General features: G+C 52.5%; 15 protein-coding genes. 9 read left to right on the top strand and 6 right to left on the bottom strand.

What is annotated here, in order from left to right; all coding sequences use genetic code 11:
- Positions 1-8 precede the first annotated feature (8 nt).
- The 5 genes from H5T67_04640 to H5T67_04620 all read left to right on the top strand — a co-directional run bounded on the left by H5T67_04640 (position 9) and on the right by H5T67_04620 (position 7,251).
- Complete coding sequence (locus H5T67_04640) at positions 9-1,073, top strand: M42 family metallopeptidase (protein ID MBC7244603.1); 1,065 nt, start codon at positions 9-11, stop codon at positions 1,071-1,073.
- Between the two features lie 60 nt (positions 1,074-1,133).
- On the top strand, positions 1,134-2,168 hold the full coding sequence (locus H5T67_04635) for a M42 family metallopeptidase (protein MBC7244602.1): 1,035 nt from the start codon (positions 1,134-1,136) through the stop codon (positions 2,166-2,168).
- An 88-nt stretch (positions 2,169-2,256) separates the two neighbouring features.
- The gene (locus H5T67_04630) at positions 2,257-3,204 is read left to right on the top strand and encodes a M42 family metallopeptidase (GenBank protein MBC7244601.1); all 948 of its coding nucleotides are present in this window, start codon (positions 2,257-2,259) and stop codon (positions 3,202-3,204) included.
- 28 nt (positions 3,205-3,232) lie between these two features.
- A complete protein-coding gene (locus H5T67_04625; GenBank protein ID MBC7244600.1) occupies positions 3,233-4,303 on the top strand; it encodes a M42 family metallopeptidase in 1,071 nt (356 codons plus the stop codon).
- A gap of 65 nt (positions 4,304-4,368) precedes the next feature.
- Positions 4,369-7,251 (top strand): hypothetical protein, encoded by a 2,883-nt coding sequence (locus H5T67_04620; protein ID MBC7244599.1) that lies wholly within the window; start codon positions 4,369-4,371, stop codon positions 7,249-7,251.
- A 159-nt stretch (positions 7,252-7,410) separates the two neighbouring features.
- On the opposite strand, the gene H5T67_04615 is transcribed toward H5T67_04620, so the two are convergent.
- Both H5T67_04615 and H5T67_04610 read right to left on the bottom strand, forming a co-directional pair.
- Positions 7,411-7,770 carry a transposase gene (locus tag H5T67_04615; protein ID MBC7244598.1) on the bottom strand — a complete coding sequence of 120 codons (360 nt, stop codon included), beginning with the start codon at positions 7,768-7,770 and terminating at the stop codon, positions 7,411-7,413.
- 118 nt (positions 7,771-7,888) lie between these two features.
- On the bottom strand, positions 7,889-8,479 hold the full coding sequence (locus H5T67_04610; GenBank protein ID MBC7244597.1) for a helix-turn-helix domain-containing protein: 591 nt from the start codon (positions 8,477-8,479) through the stop codon (positions 7,889-7,891).
- Between the two features lie 271 nt (positions 8,480-8,750).
- On the opposite strand from H5T67_04610, the gene H5T67_04605 reads away from it, so the two are divergent.
- The 3 genes from H5T67_04605 to waaF are packed head-to-tail and all read left to right on the top strand — an operon-like array spanning position 8,751 to position 12,243.
- Entirely contained in the window at positions 8,751-9,857 is a 1,107-nt protein-coding gene (locus H5T67_04605; protein MBC7244596.1) for a glycosyltransferase family 4 protein, read from the top strand.
- Positions 9,858-9,863: 6 nt separating this feature from the next.
- A complete protein-coding gene (locus H5T67_04600) occupies positions 9,864-11,081 on the top strand; it encodes a glycosyltransferase (protein ID MBC7244595.1) in 1,218 nt (405 codons plus the stop codon).
- On the top strand, positions 11,071-12,243 hold the full coding sequence (gene waaF, locus H5T67_04595; protein ID MBC7244594.1) for a lipopolysaccharide heptosyltransferase II: 1,173 nt from the start codon (positions 11,071-11,073) through the stop codon (positions 12,241-12,243). Before H5T67_04600 ends, waaF begins: the two co-directional genes overlap by 11 nt.
- 58 nt (positions 12,244-12,301) lie before the next feature.
- Here waaF and H5T67_04590 read toward each other — a convergent pair whose 3' ends face one another.
- Positions 12,302-13,897 (bottom strand): response regulator, encoded by a 1,596-nt coding sequence (locus tag H5T67_04590; protein ID MBC7244593.1) that lies wholly within the window; start codon positions 13,895-13,897, stop codon positions 12,302-12,304.
- A 29-nt stretch (positions 13,898-13,926) separates the two neighbouring features.
- Positions 13,927-15,075, bottom strand: a complete 1,149-nt coding sequence (locus H5T67_04585; GenBank protein MBC7244592.1) for a response regulator — start codon at positions 15,073-15,075, stop codon at positions 13,927-13,929.
- Between the two features lie 263 nt (positions 15,076-15,338).
- Here H5T67_04585 and H5T67_04580 point away from each other — a divergent pair, with 263 nt between their 5' ends.
- Positions 15,339-15,821, top strand: coding sequence for a zinc ribbon domain-containing protein (locus tag H5T67_04580; protein ID MBC7244591.1), 483 nt, complete (start codon positions 15,339-15,341; stop codon positions 15,819-15,821).
- Positions 15,822-15,846: 25 nt separating this feature from the next.
- Here H5T67_04580 and H5T67_04575 read toward each other — a convergent pair whose 3' ends face one another.
- Positions 15,847-16,806 carry an SEC-C domain-containing protein gene (locus tag H5T67_04575; protein ID MBC7244590.1) on the bottom strand — a complete coding sequence of 320 codons (960 nt, stop codon included), beginning with the start codon at positions 16,804-16,806 and terminating at the stop codon, positions 15,847-15,849.
- Between the two features lie 24 nt (positions 16,807-16,830).
- On the bottom strand, positions 16,831-18,585 hold the full coding sequence (locus tag H5T67_04570; GenBank protein ID MBC7244589.1) for a hypothetical protein: 1,755 nt from the start codon (positions 18,583-18,585) through the stop codon (positions 16,831-16,833).
- Between the last annotated feature and the right edge of the window lie 228 nt (positions 18,586-18,813).

The following is an 18,813-nucleotide window of genomic DNA, read 5'->3' as shown; positions in this document are numbered from 1 at the left end:
GGAAGTGCGTGCAAATTAAAGAGTTCCTAAAAAAGCTCTCCGAAGCCAGCGGTGTCTCAGGTTATGAGGCGGGGGTACGCGAGTTGGTGCGTGAGGAGTTCTCTCAATATGCAGACGAGATACGCGTAGATACCATGGGCAATTTGATCGCCCTAAAACGCGGCGAAAGGGTTCAGCAATTTCCCCGTCGCAGCATCATGTTGGCTGGACACATGGACGAGATTGGCCTGCTAGTCACCAAACTGGAGAAGGGGTTCTTGCGTTTTTCCACTGTTGGTGGCTTTGACCTGCGGGTCCTTCCTGGCCAGGAAGTCATCGTGCATGGCCGGCGAGATCTGCCTGGCATCATAGCCACTCGCCCTCCCCATGTTCTAACCCCGGAAGAACGGGAACAGACTACGCCGCTGGATCAGTTGTTCATAGATGTAGGGCTACCTGAAGATGAACTGTCCCAACTGGTCCGCGTGGGCGATGTGATCACCCTGCAGCGGCAGTTTACTGAGCTAGCAGGTAATCTGGTTGCTGGCAAAGCATTTGATGACCGAGCGGCCGTGGTGTGCATTGCCTATTGCCTTCAGCACCTTGCTACAATGAAACACACTTGGGACGTATACGCTGTCGCCACGGTGCAGGAAGAAGTTGGCCTAAAGGGTGCCTTGACTAGCACTTTTGGACTTGCGCCCGATATTGGCATCGCCATTGATGTATGTCATGGCAATATGATTGGTGTCCCTGAAGTGGATACCGCCAATATCGGGGGAGGTCCGGCTATTGCATTCGGCCCAAATATCCATCCCCTGATGTACTCTCGTCTAGTAGAAACTGCCAAAGCCCATGAGATCAGCTACCAGCCTGACCCCACCCCAGGTCCTAGTGGTACAGATGCATGGGCAATGCAAGTCACACAGGAAGGCATCCCCACGGCTCTTGTTTCCATTCCTCTGCGCTATATGCACACCACTGTGGAAACGCTGTCACTGAAGGATCTGGAACGGGCAGGACGGTTATTGGCTCTTTTCATTGTCAATCTGAACGAGTCCTTTGCTCAAGAACTTGGCCTGAAAGCAGGATAGCATGCAATCTAACCCGATGTAAGCCGTTTGCATCTTCTATTTTCCTCAGGAGGACATACCTTGTTGTTAAAAGAATTAACCGAAGCGTTTGGAGTATCAGGCAACGAAGGCGCAGTACGCCAGGTGATCCTGGATGCAATTCGAGAGCGAGTGGACGAGTACCGTATTGATGCCTTGGGAAATCTGATTGCGTTGAAAAAGGGCAGTGGCAAGAACGGGCGCAAAGTCATGCTCGCGGCACATATGGATGAAGTAGGACTTATGATTATGCACATCGAGAAAGAAGGCTCACTGTACTTTCGGCCAGTTGGAGGCATTGATGACCGCGTTCTGCTAGCTAAGAAAGTACTCATTGGTGAGAACAAAGTGCCAGGTGTGATCGGAGCCAAACCTGTGCACCTTCTGGAGCCTAAAGCTCGTGAGCAAGTGGTCAAGGTCAGGGAGATGAGCATTGACATTGGCGCTTCCAGCAAAGAAGAAGCCGAACGCCTAGTGAAAGTGGGGGATTATGCGGTTTTCGACATCCCCTTCTGTGAACTCGGTGGAGCATTGCGCACGGTCAAAGGAAAAGCCTTCGACGACCGTGCTGGATGCGCTGTCCTCATCGAGTTACTGCAAGACCGCTACCCCTTTGACTTCTACGCCGCTTTTACGGTGCAGGAAGAAGTGGGGCTGCGCGGAGCACGGGTGGCTGCCTACTCCATTGCACCGGATATCGCCTTCGCCCTGGAGGGAACCATCTGCGATGACCTACCCAAGAAACGGGACATCAGTCCCACGACAACTTTAGGTGCAGGGCCAGCCATTACCATCATGGATCGTTCGGTCATCGCCGACCGCCGCCTGGTGGAGCTGCTGATAGATACTGCTGAAAAGAATGGCATCCCTTACCAGTTCAAACAGCCAGCGCTTGGCGGCACAGATGCGGGAGCCATCCATCTATCGCGGGAAGGGGTTCCTGCAGCGGTGGTGGCAGTACCCTCGCGCTATATCCATTCGCCAGCCAGTATCTTGAGCCTTACCGATCTGGACAACACCATACAATTGATGCGACAGACTCTAGCCAGAGTGAACGAGTTGAACCTGTCCCGCTAAACATATTTTCTGCTATAGGAGGCAACTACCGGTGAAAGAACTGATCAAAGAACTGACTGAGGTCTACGGCCCATCGGGCAATGAAGATATGGTGCGCGAAACAATCAAGCGCCACATCGCTAAACATGTAAGCGAAATGCGCGTAGATGCATTGGGCAACCTGATCGCGCTGAAGAAGGGGCAACCGCAGAGCGAGATCGAACCGCGCAAGATTATGCTCGCTGCACATATGGACGAAATCGGGGTCATCGTCAGCCATGTCGATGAGAAGGGTTTTCTACGCTTTGCCCCTGTCGGCGGCGTGAATCCACTGACCCTGTTGGGCAGTCGAGTGGTTTTTGCCGACGGGACTATTGGTGTGATCGGCCGGGAACGCCCAGAGAAACCCGACGAATTCCCCAAAATTGAAAAGATGTTCATTGACGTTGGGGCTCCGGATAAGGAACGCCTGAACAGAAAAGTCGGCGATATGGCCGCCTTCATGCGCCCTCTCGTTGACATGGGGCAACGACTCACCGCAAAGGCTTTTGACGACCGGATTGGCTGTGCGATATTGGCGCAGACCGCGCAGGAACTCAAGACCACCTCTCACGATGTATATTTCGTCTTTACTGTGCAAGAAGAGGTAGGATTGCGCGGAGCGTTGACTTCGGCTTTTGGCGTAGAGCCGGATGTAGCCATTGCGGTAGATGTTACGACCACAGGGGATACTCCAGAAGCATACCCAATGGCTGTCTCGCTAGGTGCTGGCCCAGCTATCAAGGTCAAGGATCGGGGCATGCTTGCGCATCCTGGCGTCAAGAACTGGATGGCGGAGACTGCCGAGCGCCTGGGGCTGCCCTACCAGCTTGAGGTCCTGGAAGCGGGTACAACAGACGCTATGGCGATCCAGACCTCACGCGCAGGCGTGGCTGCTGGTGTGCTATCTATCCCTACCCGTTACGTGCACACTCCATCAGAAATGGTGGACTACTACGATGTGCAAAATGCAGTGAAACTGCTAGTTGGATTGCTGAGCGGGCCAGTGCGGATCTGATGCCCATCATCTTTCACAAGGAGAGAATATGGATTCCACAGAAAAACTCTTCCAGACTCTGACCGAGGCAGCAGGCGTGCCAGGATACGAAGGCGAAGTGCGTGCTGTCATTCGTCGCTATCTGGAACCTATGGCCAGGATTGAACAGGATAAACTAGGCAGTATTATTGGCGTAAAGCGTGGCAGCACAGACAAACCTCGGGTGATGCTCGCCAGCCATATGGATGAAGTCGGCTTTATGGTCAGCCTTATCACTGATGACGGCTTTATCCGCTTCGTACCGCTGGGCGGTTGGTGGAACCAGGTCATGTTGGCCCAACGCGTGGTGATCAAGACCTCTGCTGGCGATGTAGTTGGGCTGCTGGGTGCCAAACCTCCCCATCTTCTGGAAGAAGAGGAAGCCAAAAAACCGGTTGAAAAGAAAGATATGTACATAGACATTGGAGCCACCTGCGCGGAGGAGGTCAAGGCCTGTGGAGTACGCCTAGGCGACCCGATTATCCCTATCTGCCCCTTTACCGTACTGGCTCCAGGAAAAACCTACATGGCCAAGGCCTGGGATGACCGACTGGGTTGCGCTCTTTTCATCCAAGCCCTCGAGCGATTGACCAGCCAGGCTCACCCCAACACGATTTATGCCGTGGGCACAGTACAAGAAGAAGTGGGACTGCGCGGGGCCAAAACCAGCGTCTACAATGTCAATCCAGATGTCGCGATCATCCTAGAAGTGGACATCGCGGGAGATGTGCCCGGCATCAAACCCGAGGAATCAGCAATCAAGCTCGGCAAAGGGCCTACTCTGCTGCTGTACGATGCGCGCATGATTCCGAACCTTCGCTTGCGCGACCTGGTGATTGCCACGGCTGAGGAAAACAATATCCCCTTGCAGTTTTCCGCCATGCGCGGTGGCGCAACAGATGGCGGGATGATTCATTTGCATAACGAGGGCGTTCCTACTGTGGTCCTTGGCGTTCCAACGCGGCATATCCACAGCCATGCTGGCATACTGCACCGTCAAGACTATGACCATGCCCTTGACCTTCTGGTAAAACTCATCATGCGCCTGGATGAGCCCACAGTAAGGAATTTGACGGCATAGCGACCTTGCTTTTTCTGCTATCTCAGGAGTAGCAGAATGAATTGATAACCTCAAAGGGGAGAAAAATGCCCACGACCTGCATTATTGTCTCTCACACGCATTGGGATCGTGAGTGGTATGAGCCGTTTCAACGCTTTCGTTTACGACTGGTTCGTTTGATGGACAAGTTACTCCACATCCTCGAAAGCGATCCCGAGTACCGCTACTTCACGCTGGATGGACAAACCATCGTGCTGGAAGACTATCTGGAAATACGCCCCGAACGCGAACACGCTTTGCGCAAGTACATTCAAGAGGGACGACTCCTGATTGGCCCTTGGTACATCCTGCCGGATGAATTTCTGGTCAGTGGGGAAGCGCTCGTGCGCAATCTCCTCCTTGGCGATCAAGCAGCCCGACGATTTGGGCCTAAGATGATGGTGGGCTATACGCCGGATCCCTTTGGCCATATCTCACAGTTACCGCAGATTCTGCGTGGTTTTCGCATAGATTGTGCCGTTCTTTGCCGCGGCCTGGGCGACGAGCCGGTGGAATTGCTTTGGCAAGCACCCGATGGCAGCACCGTCTTGCTCTGCTACCTTCGCGATGGCTATGATAATGCAGCTCGGCTTCCCTTGCGTGACGCGCGATCTTTGGCCAGAGAAATCACTCGTTTGTGTGACAGCCTCACACCCCATAAAGCAACTGACTATGTATTGTTGATGAACGGCGTTGACCACATGGAACCATCGCCGGAGCTTCCGCAAGCCCTAGCAACGGTGCAGGAATTATTGCCAGAAATGAAGCTAGTGCACGGTACTTTGCCCATGTACATCGATGCCATCAGAAAGAGCCTGCACTGGGACTCCGCCTCATTGGAAAGCAGTGCCAACAAACTACCAACTGTGCGCGGCGAACTGCGCTGTTCCAAACGTCATCACCTGCTTCCTGGCGTATTATCCGCGCGCATGTGGATTAAACAGCGCAACCATCATATCCAGAACCTGCTTGAGAAATGGGCGGAGCCATTTGCGGCATTTGCAGCACTCGCTACATGTAGAGGTGAGGCACCCCCAGTCCCCACCCATCCCTTGATCTGGCAGGCATGGAAGTACCTGCTGGAGAATCATCCTCACGATTCCATCTGCGGTTGCAGTATTGATCAGGTACATCGGGAGATGGTCACGCGTTTCGATTGGGCTGAGCAGATTGCCGAAGAGGTGGCACGGCAGGGCTTGAGCACAATTGCCGACCAAGTCAATACACTGGCTCCTAAAGCACACCTTCCTGAGCCGCGTCTACCCCTTGTTGTCTTCAATCCACTTGTCGCAGATCGCACAGACCTTGTCCAGGCCAGCGTACAAATCCCTGGCAGCCTGGAAGATTTCATCGTAGTGGACGAGAGGGGACAGGTAGCTCCACACCAGGTACTGGCCCGCCAAGAGGCGGAATTTGCTACATTGCAGCTCGATCGTGATGAGGTGCTGGGACTGGCCGCCATGGTGGAAATGGTAGCTACTTTAGGTTTTTCCGTTCAGGAAATTCATATCAATAACCAGGGGCAAACGGCCAAAATTGATGTTACGCTAATTGAGCATGGCCATACCGACCCAGCCCTCATCGCGGACGCCCAGCACGAGATAGAGACCATCCTGTCCGAGGGCAAGGTGCAGAACTTTTTTGTGCGCACGCATCAAGCAGCCCGGGTCAAGTTCCACTTTGTCGCCCGAAATGTTCCAGGCTGTGGCTACAAGACGTATTTCTTGGTGCCAAAACCGCCTACGGTGGCGACTTCTACAAAGCAGGTCATCACCGCCGACCTGCACATGGAGAACGAGTTCCTCGCCGTGGATGTCAATCCAGCAGATGGCACGCTTCAGCTCCTGGATAAATCTACGAGAACGCACTTTCGTGGATTGCACCGCTTCGTAGATGGTGGAGATCGCGGCGATGAATACAACTACTGCCCCCCAGAAAAAGACCAAGTGATCTCCATGCCTTGTGCACCACCAAAAATCACCTGGCTCGAAAAAGGCCCAGCTCGTTGGACAATCCAGGTGTACCAAAAGTATCTGCTGCCAGCCTCGCTGACCGAAGATCGCAGCGGACGCAGTGCACAGATGGTGGAAGTGCCCATTACAAGCCAAATCAGCCTGTGCGCAGGCGTGCCACGCCTTGACTTTTCCACGCAAATCTCCAACCATGCCCGTGACCATCGCCTGCGCGTCTACTTTCCCACGCCAGTGCATACAGATTGCTCCGAATCCGAGGGTACCTTTGATGTCATACGTCGTCCATTGGGGATACCCAACAATACCGAAGACTGGATCGAGCAGCCGGTCCCTACTCATCCCCAGAAAACTTTCATGGATGTCAACGATGGGGAGATCGGCCTGATGGTCATCAACCGAGGCTTGCCTGAGTACGAAGCATTTCGGGAAACAGACGGAAGTGTTACTATTGCCTTGACATTGCTGCGTTGTGTGGGCTGGTTATCCCGCGATGATTATCCCTGTCGCAAAGGACATGCTGGCCCACTTTTGGAGACGCCGGAGGCGCAGTGTATTGGCGACTATGTTTTCGAATATGCGCTCATGCCTCACGCGGGAACATGGCAAAGCGTATACCAGCATGCTCATGCCTTCAATGCGCCATTATGGGCAGTGAGCACCAATAGCCATGCCGGCACAATGCCTCTAGAACAAAGCCTGCTCACCCTGGAGGGAAAAGGATTGGTGTTAAGTGCCGTGAAAGAGGCGGAAAGCGGAGATGGACTGATCGTGCGTTTCTACAATATTACCGATGAACCAGTAACAGCTCGGCTGCGCACCAGCATGCCAGCCAAGTCCGCCATGCTGGTCAATTTAGCAGAGGAGGTACTAGAGCCACTCCACCTGGACGATACAGGAGCGGTCGCTATTCCGGTAAAAGGCAAGCAAATCGTCACCGTGAAATGGACAGGGTTTTGAGCCAGCTTTCATATCTGGTCATTGCAAAGGTGTTATCCAGCTCTGAAACGAGCACGACCTGGGGTGTGAGGAATAGCTATCAACGGATACGGACACGAGTAAATAAATGCTGGTGTAGTGCATTCGTTTATTCGGTGGAGATTCGTTGATGGCTGACGCTTAACAATTGACCCACAACCTGTAATGGGCCAATAGATCGTTACCCACTCTGGGGTCGCAGGCGAGGAAGGAGTCTGGGCTGATGCCATCCAGCAGGATGGGCGGGAAGAAGGCGATGGTGTTGGGGATATCATAGTGCAAACGCTGCAAGACCGCCAGTGGAGGTTGTCCATCCATGTCATGGCCAGCGTGAGGGCGGAGGACGTTGTAGAAGTAGACCCACCGAGTGGCAGCGGCCAGGAGTTGGGCAGGGGTGCGGATGTGGATGAGGTAAGGGCGATAGAACTCCTCGTCGTCGGTGCGATGGCTGCGTTCCACCCGGCCATTGTACTGCTGGCGACCCTTGGGGTAGCGGTGCAAGGCGCCTTGGAGGGGGGGATGCGGGTGGGGTTGTCGCCTCCGAACTCCTCTCCCCAGTCGGTTTGAAAGGAGACAGGGGTCTGGACGCCATGGAGGCGAATCCAGAGGAGGGCCAGGGTCAGGAAGGTGAGACCATTGGTGAGGGTCTTCTTGTGGCTGTAAGCCAGGAAGCGGAGGCGGGAACGGCTCTCACAGGCGGTCCACTGGTAGCACGGGAGGCGATGATTGCGGAGGTGAACTCAGAGGCGAGTGCCCAGGGCCGCCTTGTCTCGGATCTCTTTGACGTCCGTCTGGAGGAGGGAGAAGGGGACTTATACCTCCCAAGCCCAGTGGGCTGGATAGAGGGGTTTGCGGCGGCGCTGGTGGGGTTTGGTGAGGCCGTGGCGGCGCAGGATGTGGCGGATGGGGTGGGGGAGATCTCCAGGCTGTACTCTCTCTGGAGGTACCAGGCCAGGCGGAGGCGGCCATACCCAGTCACCTTCCAGTCCTGGACGACCAGCGTTTCGGTGGCTGGGTCGGTCTGGCGTGGGGAGCGATGGGGCCGGCGGGAGCGGTCCTGGAAGGCTGCGGGATTGCCTTCTTGGGCCCGGCGGACCCATTTGCGGATCACCTGGCGAGAAGTGTGCCAAAGGGAGGCAGTCTTGCGGATGCTTCCCGTCTCTTGGTAGGTCTGGACTAGGCGTCTTCTTGCTCTGGGTTTATGGCGTATACTTCCCGGTAGGCCAGGTTTGGCATAGCTGGTGCTCCTCCTGGTGCAGTTGTTTCCACAATTCTTTTACCACAGGAGCACCCCCTTTTGTCAAAATCGCCTGTACCACCTGGTAACGATCTGTTGGCGCAAGCGCATTGTGCGGCTTGACGATTACGGTTTCGTGTGGTAAAATTGCTATGAATGGGTCATTGTTGCCCCCCATTTCTCGAAGTGGAAGTGGGGGGTTTGTTCATAAATGGTCTGGCGAAAAGGAGATAGGCTACAGTACATGCGCATCGGTATAGACGCCAGGCTCGTCTACTACAGACAAGCCGGTATCAGCCAATACACGCTTCGCCTTTTGGAGGAATTTGCTGCTATTGATCAAGACGACGAGTTCATTGTCTTTCAGAGCCGCAAGGACCGCGTCACACTAGTAAACCAACCCAATTTTCACAAGCGTTCATTGTGGACACCTCCCCACCATCGTTTTGAGCAGTTATTGTTACCATTGGAAATCGCCATGATGGATTTGGATGTCCTACATAGCCCCGATTTCATTCCTCCGTTTCGCCGCAACTGCAAATCGGTCATCACGGTTCACGACCTCAATTTTCTGCTATATCCACATTTTCTGACCCCAGAAAGCGCTAGATACTATGGTCAAATTGACCAAGCGGTTCGTAACTGCGATCATATCATCGCCGTGTCGGAAAGCACAAAACGAGACATCGTCCGATTGACCGGTGCACCAGAAAGCAAGATAACAGTGGTGTACGAAGCAGCAAATCCTATCTACCGGCCACTGCGGGACAAAAGGCTATGTCAGCAGGTCAAAGACAAGTTCAACATACAGAATGATTACATTCTTTTCGTGAGCACGATTGAACCGCGTAAGAATGTGCCCACTTTGCTAATGGCCTACAAGCAGCTGTTGGACAATTACAGGGTGGACGTCAGTTTGCTGCTGGGCGGCGAAAAGGGCTGGCTTTTCGATGAGGTATTCGCTCTAGTGGAAAAACTGGGTCTCCAGGAACGCGCTCGTTTCCTGGGACGTGTCTCGCCAGAGGATTTGCTGGGCCTTTACAATGCAGCCAGGCTGCTTGTTCACCCAGCCTTCTACGAAGGTTTTGGATTGCCTCCGCTAGAGGCCATGGCCTGTGGAACGCCAGTAGTGGCATCCAACACCTCCTCATTGCCTGAGGTGGTTGGAGATGCGGCGCTTTTGGTGGATCCTACCGATGTAGATAGCATGACAGTAGCCATGTGGCGCTTGTTATCCGATGAAACTTTGCGCCAGGAAATGATAGAAAAGGGCTTGAAGCGTGCTCGCCTTTTCTCTTGGAGGAAAGCAGCACTGGAAACCCTGGATATTTATCGCCGTCTGGCACAATAATCCGATATGGGTAAGCGAATCCTTTTCTTAACACCGCAGTCGCCTTACCCACCACAGCAAGGCACTGCAATCCGTAATTACAACCTAATTAGGCAAGCAGCTAAGCAACATGAAGTGCATCTGCTCTCGTTTGCAGGTGCTTCATCCACAGAGGTTGATCTCAGCCCGCTCCGGGAACTATGCACGGGACTGGATATGGTGGCAGCTCCGCAGCGCAGCAATTGGCAACGCTTGCTCACTGTCCTGGCTTCCCCTAAGCCAGATATCGCCCACCGTTTATATTCTGCTCTCTTCACCCACAAACTGGAGACAGTGCTCATAACGACCAAGCCCGATGTCGTGCAGGTAGAAGGTCTGGAAATGGCCCAATATGGCCTGTGGGCTCGTCAGTTTGCTGGACAGACCCCGCTGCTTATCTACGATGCTCATAACGCAGAATACCTGCTACAGCAGCGTATTTTCGAGACTGATGCACGCCATCCACGGCGCTGGTTAGGTGCGCTCTACTCTTTCATCCAATGGCAGAAGTTGCGCTATTACGAAGCAATGGTGTGTCGTCAGGCACAGCGGGTAATTGCCTGTTCTTCCGCTGACGCCAAGGCCTTGGCCAGTTTAGTGCCTGGTCTGGAAGCGATCATCCTCCCCAACGGTGTGGACACGCAGCACTATCGGCCCGATGTTGTGACCCCTTTGCCACTTGGCCCACAGGTTTTGGTTTTCACAGGCAAGATGGATTTCCGACCCAACGTGGATGCAGTTCTTTGGTTTTGCTCAGAAGTGCTGCCCCTTATTCAAGAGAGCGCTCCGGCTACCCAGTTCTACGTTGTAGGCAAGAACCCCCATCCACGCCTTGAGCCATTGAGACACATGCCAGGAGTAACTGTAACCGGCTTTGTCGAAGATGTACGTTCTTACATTGCGGCCGCAGCGGTTTACGTTGTGCCACTTCTCACCGGAGGTGGAACACGTCTCAAAGTTCTGGAAGCGATGGCTATGGGCAAAGCGATTGTCTCCACCACGCTCGGATGTGAAGGTATCCATGCCGCCCCGGAGCAAGAGATTGTGCTGGCGGATAAGCCACATGACTTTGCCGCACGGGTACTTAATTTGTTGCAGAACGAGGCACGACGCAGGGAACTAGGCTATGCAGCACGAGCCTTCGCCGAGCAACATTTCGATTGGCGTATTGTCGCTACTTCGTTAGAGCAAGCGTATGCGCACTAGCCGTCAGCATTTACGTCTGATTTTGTTGCGCGCTTTCGCCGCCTGTACCCCTTTCTTGCAGCGCCAGGAAAAAAGGATTGAAGACACTGGCCCGCGCATTTTGCTTATTCGCCCCGATCACATTGGTGACTTGCTCTTCGCCACGCCAGCGTTGCGCGTGCTGCGCAAAGCTTTTCCCGATGCGTATTTGGCATGCATGGCAGGGCCATGGGCCAAAGCAGTGGTGGAGAAAAACCCCCATGTGGATGAAGTCATCGTTTGCACTTTCCCGGGATTCACTCGCCAACCCAAAGGCGCACTATTCATCCCATATCAGGTGGCCTGGAAATGGGCTACCGAATTGAGAGCAAAGCGTTTCGACATAGCTATCGTGCTGCGCTTCGACCACTGGTGGGGAGCTTTGCTGGCATACCTGGCAGGCATCCCTTATCGCCTGGGTTATGCCATTGCCGAATGCGAACCTTTTCTGACCATGGCCATCCCTTATGAAAGCCAACGGCATGAAGTGCAGCAAAATTTAGCATTGGTTGAACAAGCCATCCATGTTTATAGCCGGGAGGTTCCCCAAGATCCACTGAACCTCGAAGTCGTCGTCACCGAACAGGATCAGGAGGATATCACCCGTTACTTAGCAGAGCATGGCGTGACCACCGAAGAAAAGATCATTGCTATTCATCCCGGTGCAGGTGCTGCGGTTAAGGAATGGAGGTCAGAAGCCTTTGCTCAAGTGGCGGATGCGATCATAGAACGTTGGCAGGCCAAAGTTGTGCTCACTGGTGGTCGCGATGACCTTGATTTAGCCTGGTCTATCTATGCACAAATGCTCAATGAGCCCATTGTCGCCGCCGGAGATACCACCCTTGGTCAGCTCGCTGCCTTATACCAGCGTTCCCGCTTGGTCATCGGACCAGACTGTGGGCCATTGCACTTGGCTGTGGCTGTGGGGACACCCACAGTACATCTCTACGGGCCGGTAGATGCGCGCAAATTTGGCCCTTGGGGTCAACCAGAGAAGCACTTAGTTCTCACTTCTAGTTATGCATGCATTCCTTGCAATCGCCTCGACTATTCTGCCAAGGAGCTGCCAGATCATCCTTGTGTGCGTGCAATCACGCCTCAAACAGTGCTGGATGCTGTGCAAAAATTACTAACCACGGCTTAAGCAGCATGTTTAATCGAAGTGAATGGATTTAGGAATATGGGTGGCTGTCATGCTGGAGTCAGAGCGGTAGGCTGAAGCTGAAGGTAGACCCTTTTCCCACTTCGCTCTCGACCCAAATCTCACCACCATGAGCGGTTACGATCTGTTTACAGATATACAATCCTAAGCCGGTTCCCCCAACGCGTCGCGTGTTGGAACCATCCACCTGATAAAAACGCTCGAACATGTGTGGTAATGCCCCTGCGGGAATACCAATTCCATCATCCTGCACAGAAGTAACCAACCATCTCTTTTCTAACTTGGCAGAAATGGTTACATGGCCTTTCTTTGGAGTAAATTTAATAGCATTGTGGATCAAATTCCTGATCACTTGCTTCAGCCGTTCTTTATCCCCGAGAACAACTGGTAAATCTGGGGGCAATTTGCTGGCGAGTGTGATTTGCGCCTGATCGGCCAATGCTTGTAGCTCATCTATAACTTCCTGGGCAACGATATACATTTGGACGGGTTCCTTTTGCAACACAAAGTGTGCTGATTCCATCCGTGATGCGTCCAGCAAGTCGTTAATCAAATTGGTCAAGTGTTGCGTTTGCCGGTACACAATCTCAAGGCATTCCTTTTGTGTAGCTTCATCTGGAGCCTTGCCATCGAGCAGCAACTGCACATACCCGCTGATAGAGTGCAGGGGAGAACGCAATTCATGGGATACCGTACTGATAAACTCGCTCTTCAATTGATCGAGTTCTTTGAGTTGTTCGTAAGCGCTGCGGAGGCGGGTAAAAAGGCGCGCATTCTGGATAGCAATAGCAACCTGGCTGGCCAGTACCCATAGGAGTTCGAGATCGCTACGTACAAAGACGGGTTTGTTCCGTCCCTTACCCAAACCCAGGACACCAATTCTCTCCCCCTTGACGACCAGGGGAAGGGCAACGGCTGTGCTAACCTGCGTATTCACTATATCGGAGACAAAAAAGGAACCTTGGCCTTGCTCAGCTTGCCAGATAACCGGTTGTCCGTTCTGCAGGACATTCCAGACCATCTGGTCATTTAGCTTGTACTCCTGATCGGGTGGTTGTGCGCGCCCCTCTGTGATCAAACCGCATACTTCCAAATGCCCGCTTACTTCATTCTTTAACATCAGCACACCCAAGTCTGCAGCAGTTTCTTGCACCGCTACATGTAACACTTGCTGTAAAAGCCTATCGAGATCTGTAACAGTAATCAAAACCTGGCTTAGTTGGAAGAGCGGGATAAGGGCTCTGAGGCGTTCATTTTCTTTCTCCAACCTCTTTCTGCTGAGGGCTTTGGAAACCGCAGCTTTGAGACTATCTAGCGAGAATGGTTTGAGCAGGAAGTCATCTATACCCAGCTTGAGCGCCTCTATGGCTGCCTCCATGGAACCGTGCCCTGTGATCACGATTCCCACAATGTCGGGATTGAAGCGCTGAATCGTCCGAAAAAGCTCGAGCCCATTCATCCCAGGCATCTTGATATCCGTGAGCACTAGATCAAAGTCCTGTTTTTTAGCCAGTTCGATGCCTTCGTATGCATCGTGCGTACCCCAAGTTTGATAGCCTTCCTTGGAAAGTGCCTGGATGCACAAATCCAGGACCCCCTCTTCATCATCCACAATCAGAACACGCTCATCAGGCATCCATTGCTCCTTTTCTGACCAACATGTTGCTAACGTGGCTTAAGCATATGGCTCGAGAGAGCAGAGTGTAAGCGTTCAGCCAATTTTTGCAAGGAGAGCACCGCTGCTCCTCCTGATTCGGCCAGCACCAGAGGAACACCCTGCTGATATGAAAAAGACAATTCCTCCATGGCGGGCGGTATAAAGCCTAGGGAGGCCTTTTTCAATTGCTGTTCGATCTGAGGCAACGATAGAGTTCCCGTGGATGACGCTCGGTTCACTACTATCAGGCTAACCGTCTCTCCAGTCAATCCAGCGTCTTCAAACCAAGGATTTAGTTGCTCTGCACATGCCACATCGATTGGTTGAGGGCCCAGCACAAGCAATGCCATATCGCTTTGGGAAAGCGCTTCCTTGGTGCCTGGCGATAGCATATGAGGTAGATCTAAGAGAATGGCATCAGCGAGCGACCGAGCACTGCGTATAATCGCACTGACATGAGCTTGAGATATTTCGAGTAGATTGGTGTCAGTTGGTACACTTGGTAGCACAGCCAAGCCGGACGAGTGCATGAAAAGCCTTCTTGCTAGCTGATGGCTATCTATCTGATTAGCCTCCATCTTCAGCAACTCGGTCAGTGAAATACGTGCTGGGAGCTTAAGTTGCCAGGCCACTGTACCAGAATGAGCATGTAAATCCATCAGTATGGTTGGTACTTTCCGGCGTGCCAATGCCACTCCTAGGTTTACCGCTATGGTTGTGGTGCCTACGCCTCCCTTGGCTCCAATCAAACTGATTACCCATCCCTGTTTTGTCGCAGCCACGCGCCTGGTCCGTGCCAACACGGCTTTAACCCTTGCAACAACTTCTCTGGGATCCGCGGGCTTGGTAATGTAGTCATCTGCACCAGCCTGCAGGCCAGTGATTTTGTCATCGAGTTGCGTTTTGGCAGTTAAGAAGATAATGGGGATGTGGGCGGTTTGTGGGCGACTACGCAGTTGGCGGCACATTTCAAGCCCATCCACGCCCGGCATCATAATATCCAAAAGAATGAGATCTGGTTGGTCGGTCTGAACAGCAAGCAACCCCTCCCTCGCATCCAGAGCGGAGGTTACTTCAAAGCCCTCAGCCACAAAGGAGAGCCTCATCAATTTGACCGCTAGGGGATCATCATCTATGATTAAAATTTTGTCTGGCATCTATACACCTCGGCATTTGTCTGCGATATAGGCCCACGGAATTATATTGTAGACCAGGGGGCGAGCTTTCCGTAGTTATTCTAAATCCATTTATCAAACTTGTCAATAAGACAGGGATTTAAAAGATATCACGAGGCATCCTACCGTTGCCTCAAATTGTCGGGGAAACCTCGTGTATTTGCAGGATACAATAGCAAACGGAGTTGGTAGGAACTGAAAATTATTGCTATAATAGCCGCACATCTTGAGGAGGAATTACCATAATGGTGCTACCAGCAACGATTAAGACCATCATCAGTTTTGTCCTGATTCTATTAGGGGCTTATGCTGTGCTTTTCTTGTTCAGCCTGATTATCTGGACGTTTCGCGATATCCGTTCTCGCACGCGCGATGTTTTGGTACAAATCCTGGCGACCTTGCTCGTTCTGGTCTTCAATATCCCAGGGTTGTTGCTTTATTTTGTCTTGCGGCCCCAGGAGACGCTGACTGAAGCCTACGAACATGCTTTGGGGCAAGAGGCTTTGCTGCAGGATATCGAAGAACGCTATATCTGTCCTAGTTGCAAGCGCAAAGCAGAAGCAGACTTCATTATTTGTCCCTATTGCCACGCTGAGTTGAGAAAGCGCTGCCCGAACTGTGAACGCTTGATGAGCCTGAGCTGGGATATCTGCCCCTATTGTGGACAGCAGCAAAATGAAGAACAGCTAGAAGGCAGCAATGCACCTGTTGCACCAACTAGTGCCTGAGCAAAGCTGTAGCACCCTGAACGCGTTATTTGACTTCTTTGCTGCCCTTGTAATGCACATAGCCCGGCAGAAGGATGCCACCCTTTGTCTGCCGTAGAGGCTCGCTTTCTTTTTCCTCTGAGGGCTGTGTGGGGCCAAAAAGCCTTTCTTTCCTTGCTGCTTTCTCTTGCAGCCGCTTCTCAACTTCCCTGAGGCGTTCCAAGGTCGCATAGGCGTCGTAGTATGCTTTGGATGCATGCTGCATCTTCCCCGCTATTGCAGCGGATCTGAGCAAATAGTGGTTGAACATATAACCATTAAGGGACAGGAATTCAGACCAGAGTGCTTGGGGTTGTGTCTCTTTGTACTGTATATAGCCTTCTTTCATAAAGGAGGTGAGGCCATTTTCTAAAGCAGCGGGCAGCAGGATAGCCGACCAGGAAAAATGTGGGGGTGTTGAAGAACGCAGTAAGCGTCCCAGAATGAGATCCCCACGCAGCCCCCAAGAGCTTAACCTATCTCCCCGTACAAGTTCTGTAGTTCCCTGCAACACGTCCTCCACAGGAAGTGCTCCCTCTTCTACAGAGCCGGTAATACGATACAAACTCAAGTAAGATTCTTGCCAACCATGTACGCACTCCCGCTCGCCAGACGACAATTTAGGGCCTTGCTCCTCGATAAATAGCTCAATAAGACGCTTCCGAGTCCCTTCCAAGCGATAGTCATATATGTACCAGTCCAGAAAACGACTGACTTCGTGCCTATCTAGGGCATCAAGTCCATCGAAGCCATAGTTACCATTCCAGAACAAATTGAAGGCCACCACAAACTGGTGGGAAAGCTCTGGCCGCCGAGCGAAATCGATCAGTTTATCCAGAACCATTTGTTCGTCATGCTGCCAAATGCCCTCACGGATGCGGCTGGCGCGGTCCTTGTTCAGGCAACAATGCTTGTACTTTTTGCCACTGCCACAGGGGCAGGGGTCATTGCGTCCGATTCGATGCAAAGAGTCTGTCCCTCCATCAATTTCTTACCCCTCAAGCCAGCGGGGCACATAGATAATGAGCGAAAGTAATATATCAGTCAAAACAAAGATCAGATAAGCCGTGAAAAGAGAGCGGTACTTTGTCCTACGGAAATAAAGCCACATAGCTCCCAATGCCATCAGCAAAGTGAAAAGAGGTGTGCCGAGCACAGGCAAGAAGTGCAAGTGCGGAGGCAACTTGTCCAGAAAAGGAGCATAGAGCAGCACCCCTGGCATTAAAAAGAGTTTGGAGAAAAGATACAACAGAATCGCTATTACCAGCGCTACCTGAGAAGGGCGTCGCTCTAACCCGCCTTCTACTTTGACAAAGTAGAAAATGATGACCCAGGCGAAGGGAGCAAAGTTCCACAACAGGAAGATAGGTGGAAAGAACCCAAGGGCAGGAGCTAGACCCCACAGGCTCTCCAGAAAATCCATGGCTCGGTCTTGGACTGTGACTCGATCTAGATTGGCTTTAACGGCAGCGGAGGTACTTGCATAGTACACTTCATAGCGGCCAAATCCCCCAGCGTTTAGCCATGTTAGATGCACATTCCCTTCTGCATCTATCACGCCTGTTGGTCGCAGGGCATTGCCAATTTTGGTTGGCACTTGGTAGCCTTTGATCTTGCCGCCAGCGAGAACCACATACACAACCTCCCGACTTGACTTGCGTTGTGTGGCTACCTCGCCAACGAGCAGCACACCTAATTCCTCACGCTGACCGCTCAGTACCTCGGGCATGTACAGCAAAGAAGTCGGCCATCCCGCTTCTGCCGAGGCCAATTGTTGGTATGGCAGGCTGCCAGACACAGCCTGGTACAATGGCCTCGCGGTACCTGGAATGTCCAATATAGTTGCTTCGTTCTCGCGTGGTTCCTCCAGCGGGAAAGACACGAAGTAAGTTTTCGCTTCTCCTGGAGTCAATCCGCCGCCGCGTTGTTCCAAAGCCCAGAATAGGTAGGCATTCCCTTTATCCAACCCCAGCACAGGTGAATAGGATACCAACCCGGTAGCAGTTTTGTAAGTCCCTACTTTGGTTTTGGAACTAAGCTCTCGTGCAAGGGGATTGAACACAGCGTAATAGATGTGGTTCACCCGTATTGTGGGTTCTTCTATCCAAGCAAGGTGTATTGTGCCATCGCTCATCACCTGCACGGTTGGCCTCTCTGCGTTGGGTATGAGCAAACGGTCATTGCTGAGTATCTGACCATCCGCAGCAAGCTGTAGGTGGTGTATCCCACCATCGGTGGGTATCTCATCAGACCAAAAGACATCCACACTGCCGTCTTGGTTACGGGCAAGAGCATAATAATCAGACACACGGGCATTCGCTGGAGAGAGTTGTGTTGGCCCAGTCAACAATTGCCCATCGCGATTGAATCTGGCCAGGAACAACGCACGAGGAATCCCAGGATTGTCCGTCCACAACACACCTAGCGCGCTATCCATTGAAAGAAAAAGCTTTGGATAAGCCGGATGTGCGGTTTCGATCACCAAATCTATGGTAAAGTCAATATTTCCTGAGCTGGATAAGCGGACGTACCGCAATCTATTGCCTTCGGCTTCTACAAAAACCAGGTGCGCATAATCATTCTCAGCCAACAAACCTATCGGTTGGTTAAGGGCTGCGAGGCCTACCTGCTGTCCACGACTCCACTCAGACAGGACCTTGCGTGTCTTTGGATTACCTGCCTCACAGCTCGTTATAGCCATGGCAAGACATGCCATTGCAAAAAGCACAAACGCTCTTTTTGACATAATAACTCCTTCCTTTGAAGCAAACCCATTATAACCCAGGATGGAATTCCCGCCAAGCAATCATGAAGTGCATACAACTCTCAAGCAACCCTCTTCCTTCTTCGGGTGCATTTCAGTTTAGGGGCGAGTTGTAAACGGCTGTCCACACTTCATGGAAACGTTTGCTGAGGATAGCAGCTCGAATTGGGGCCAGGCGTTCTAGCCCAGCTCGACTCCAGCGCATCCCAG

It is taken from the genome of Chloroflexota bacterium, assembly GCA_014360905.1.
GTDB lineage: Bacteria > Chloroflexota > Anaerolineae > UBA2200 > UBA2200 > JACIWX01.
This window is presented reverse-complemented; position numbering and strand designations above follow the sequence as displayed.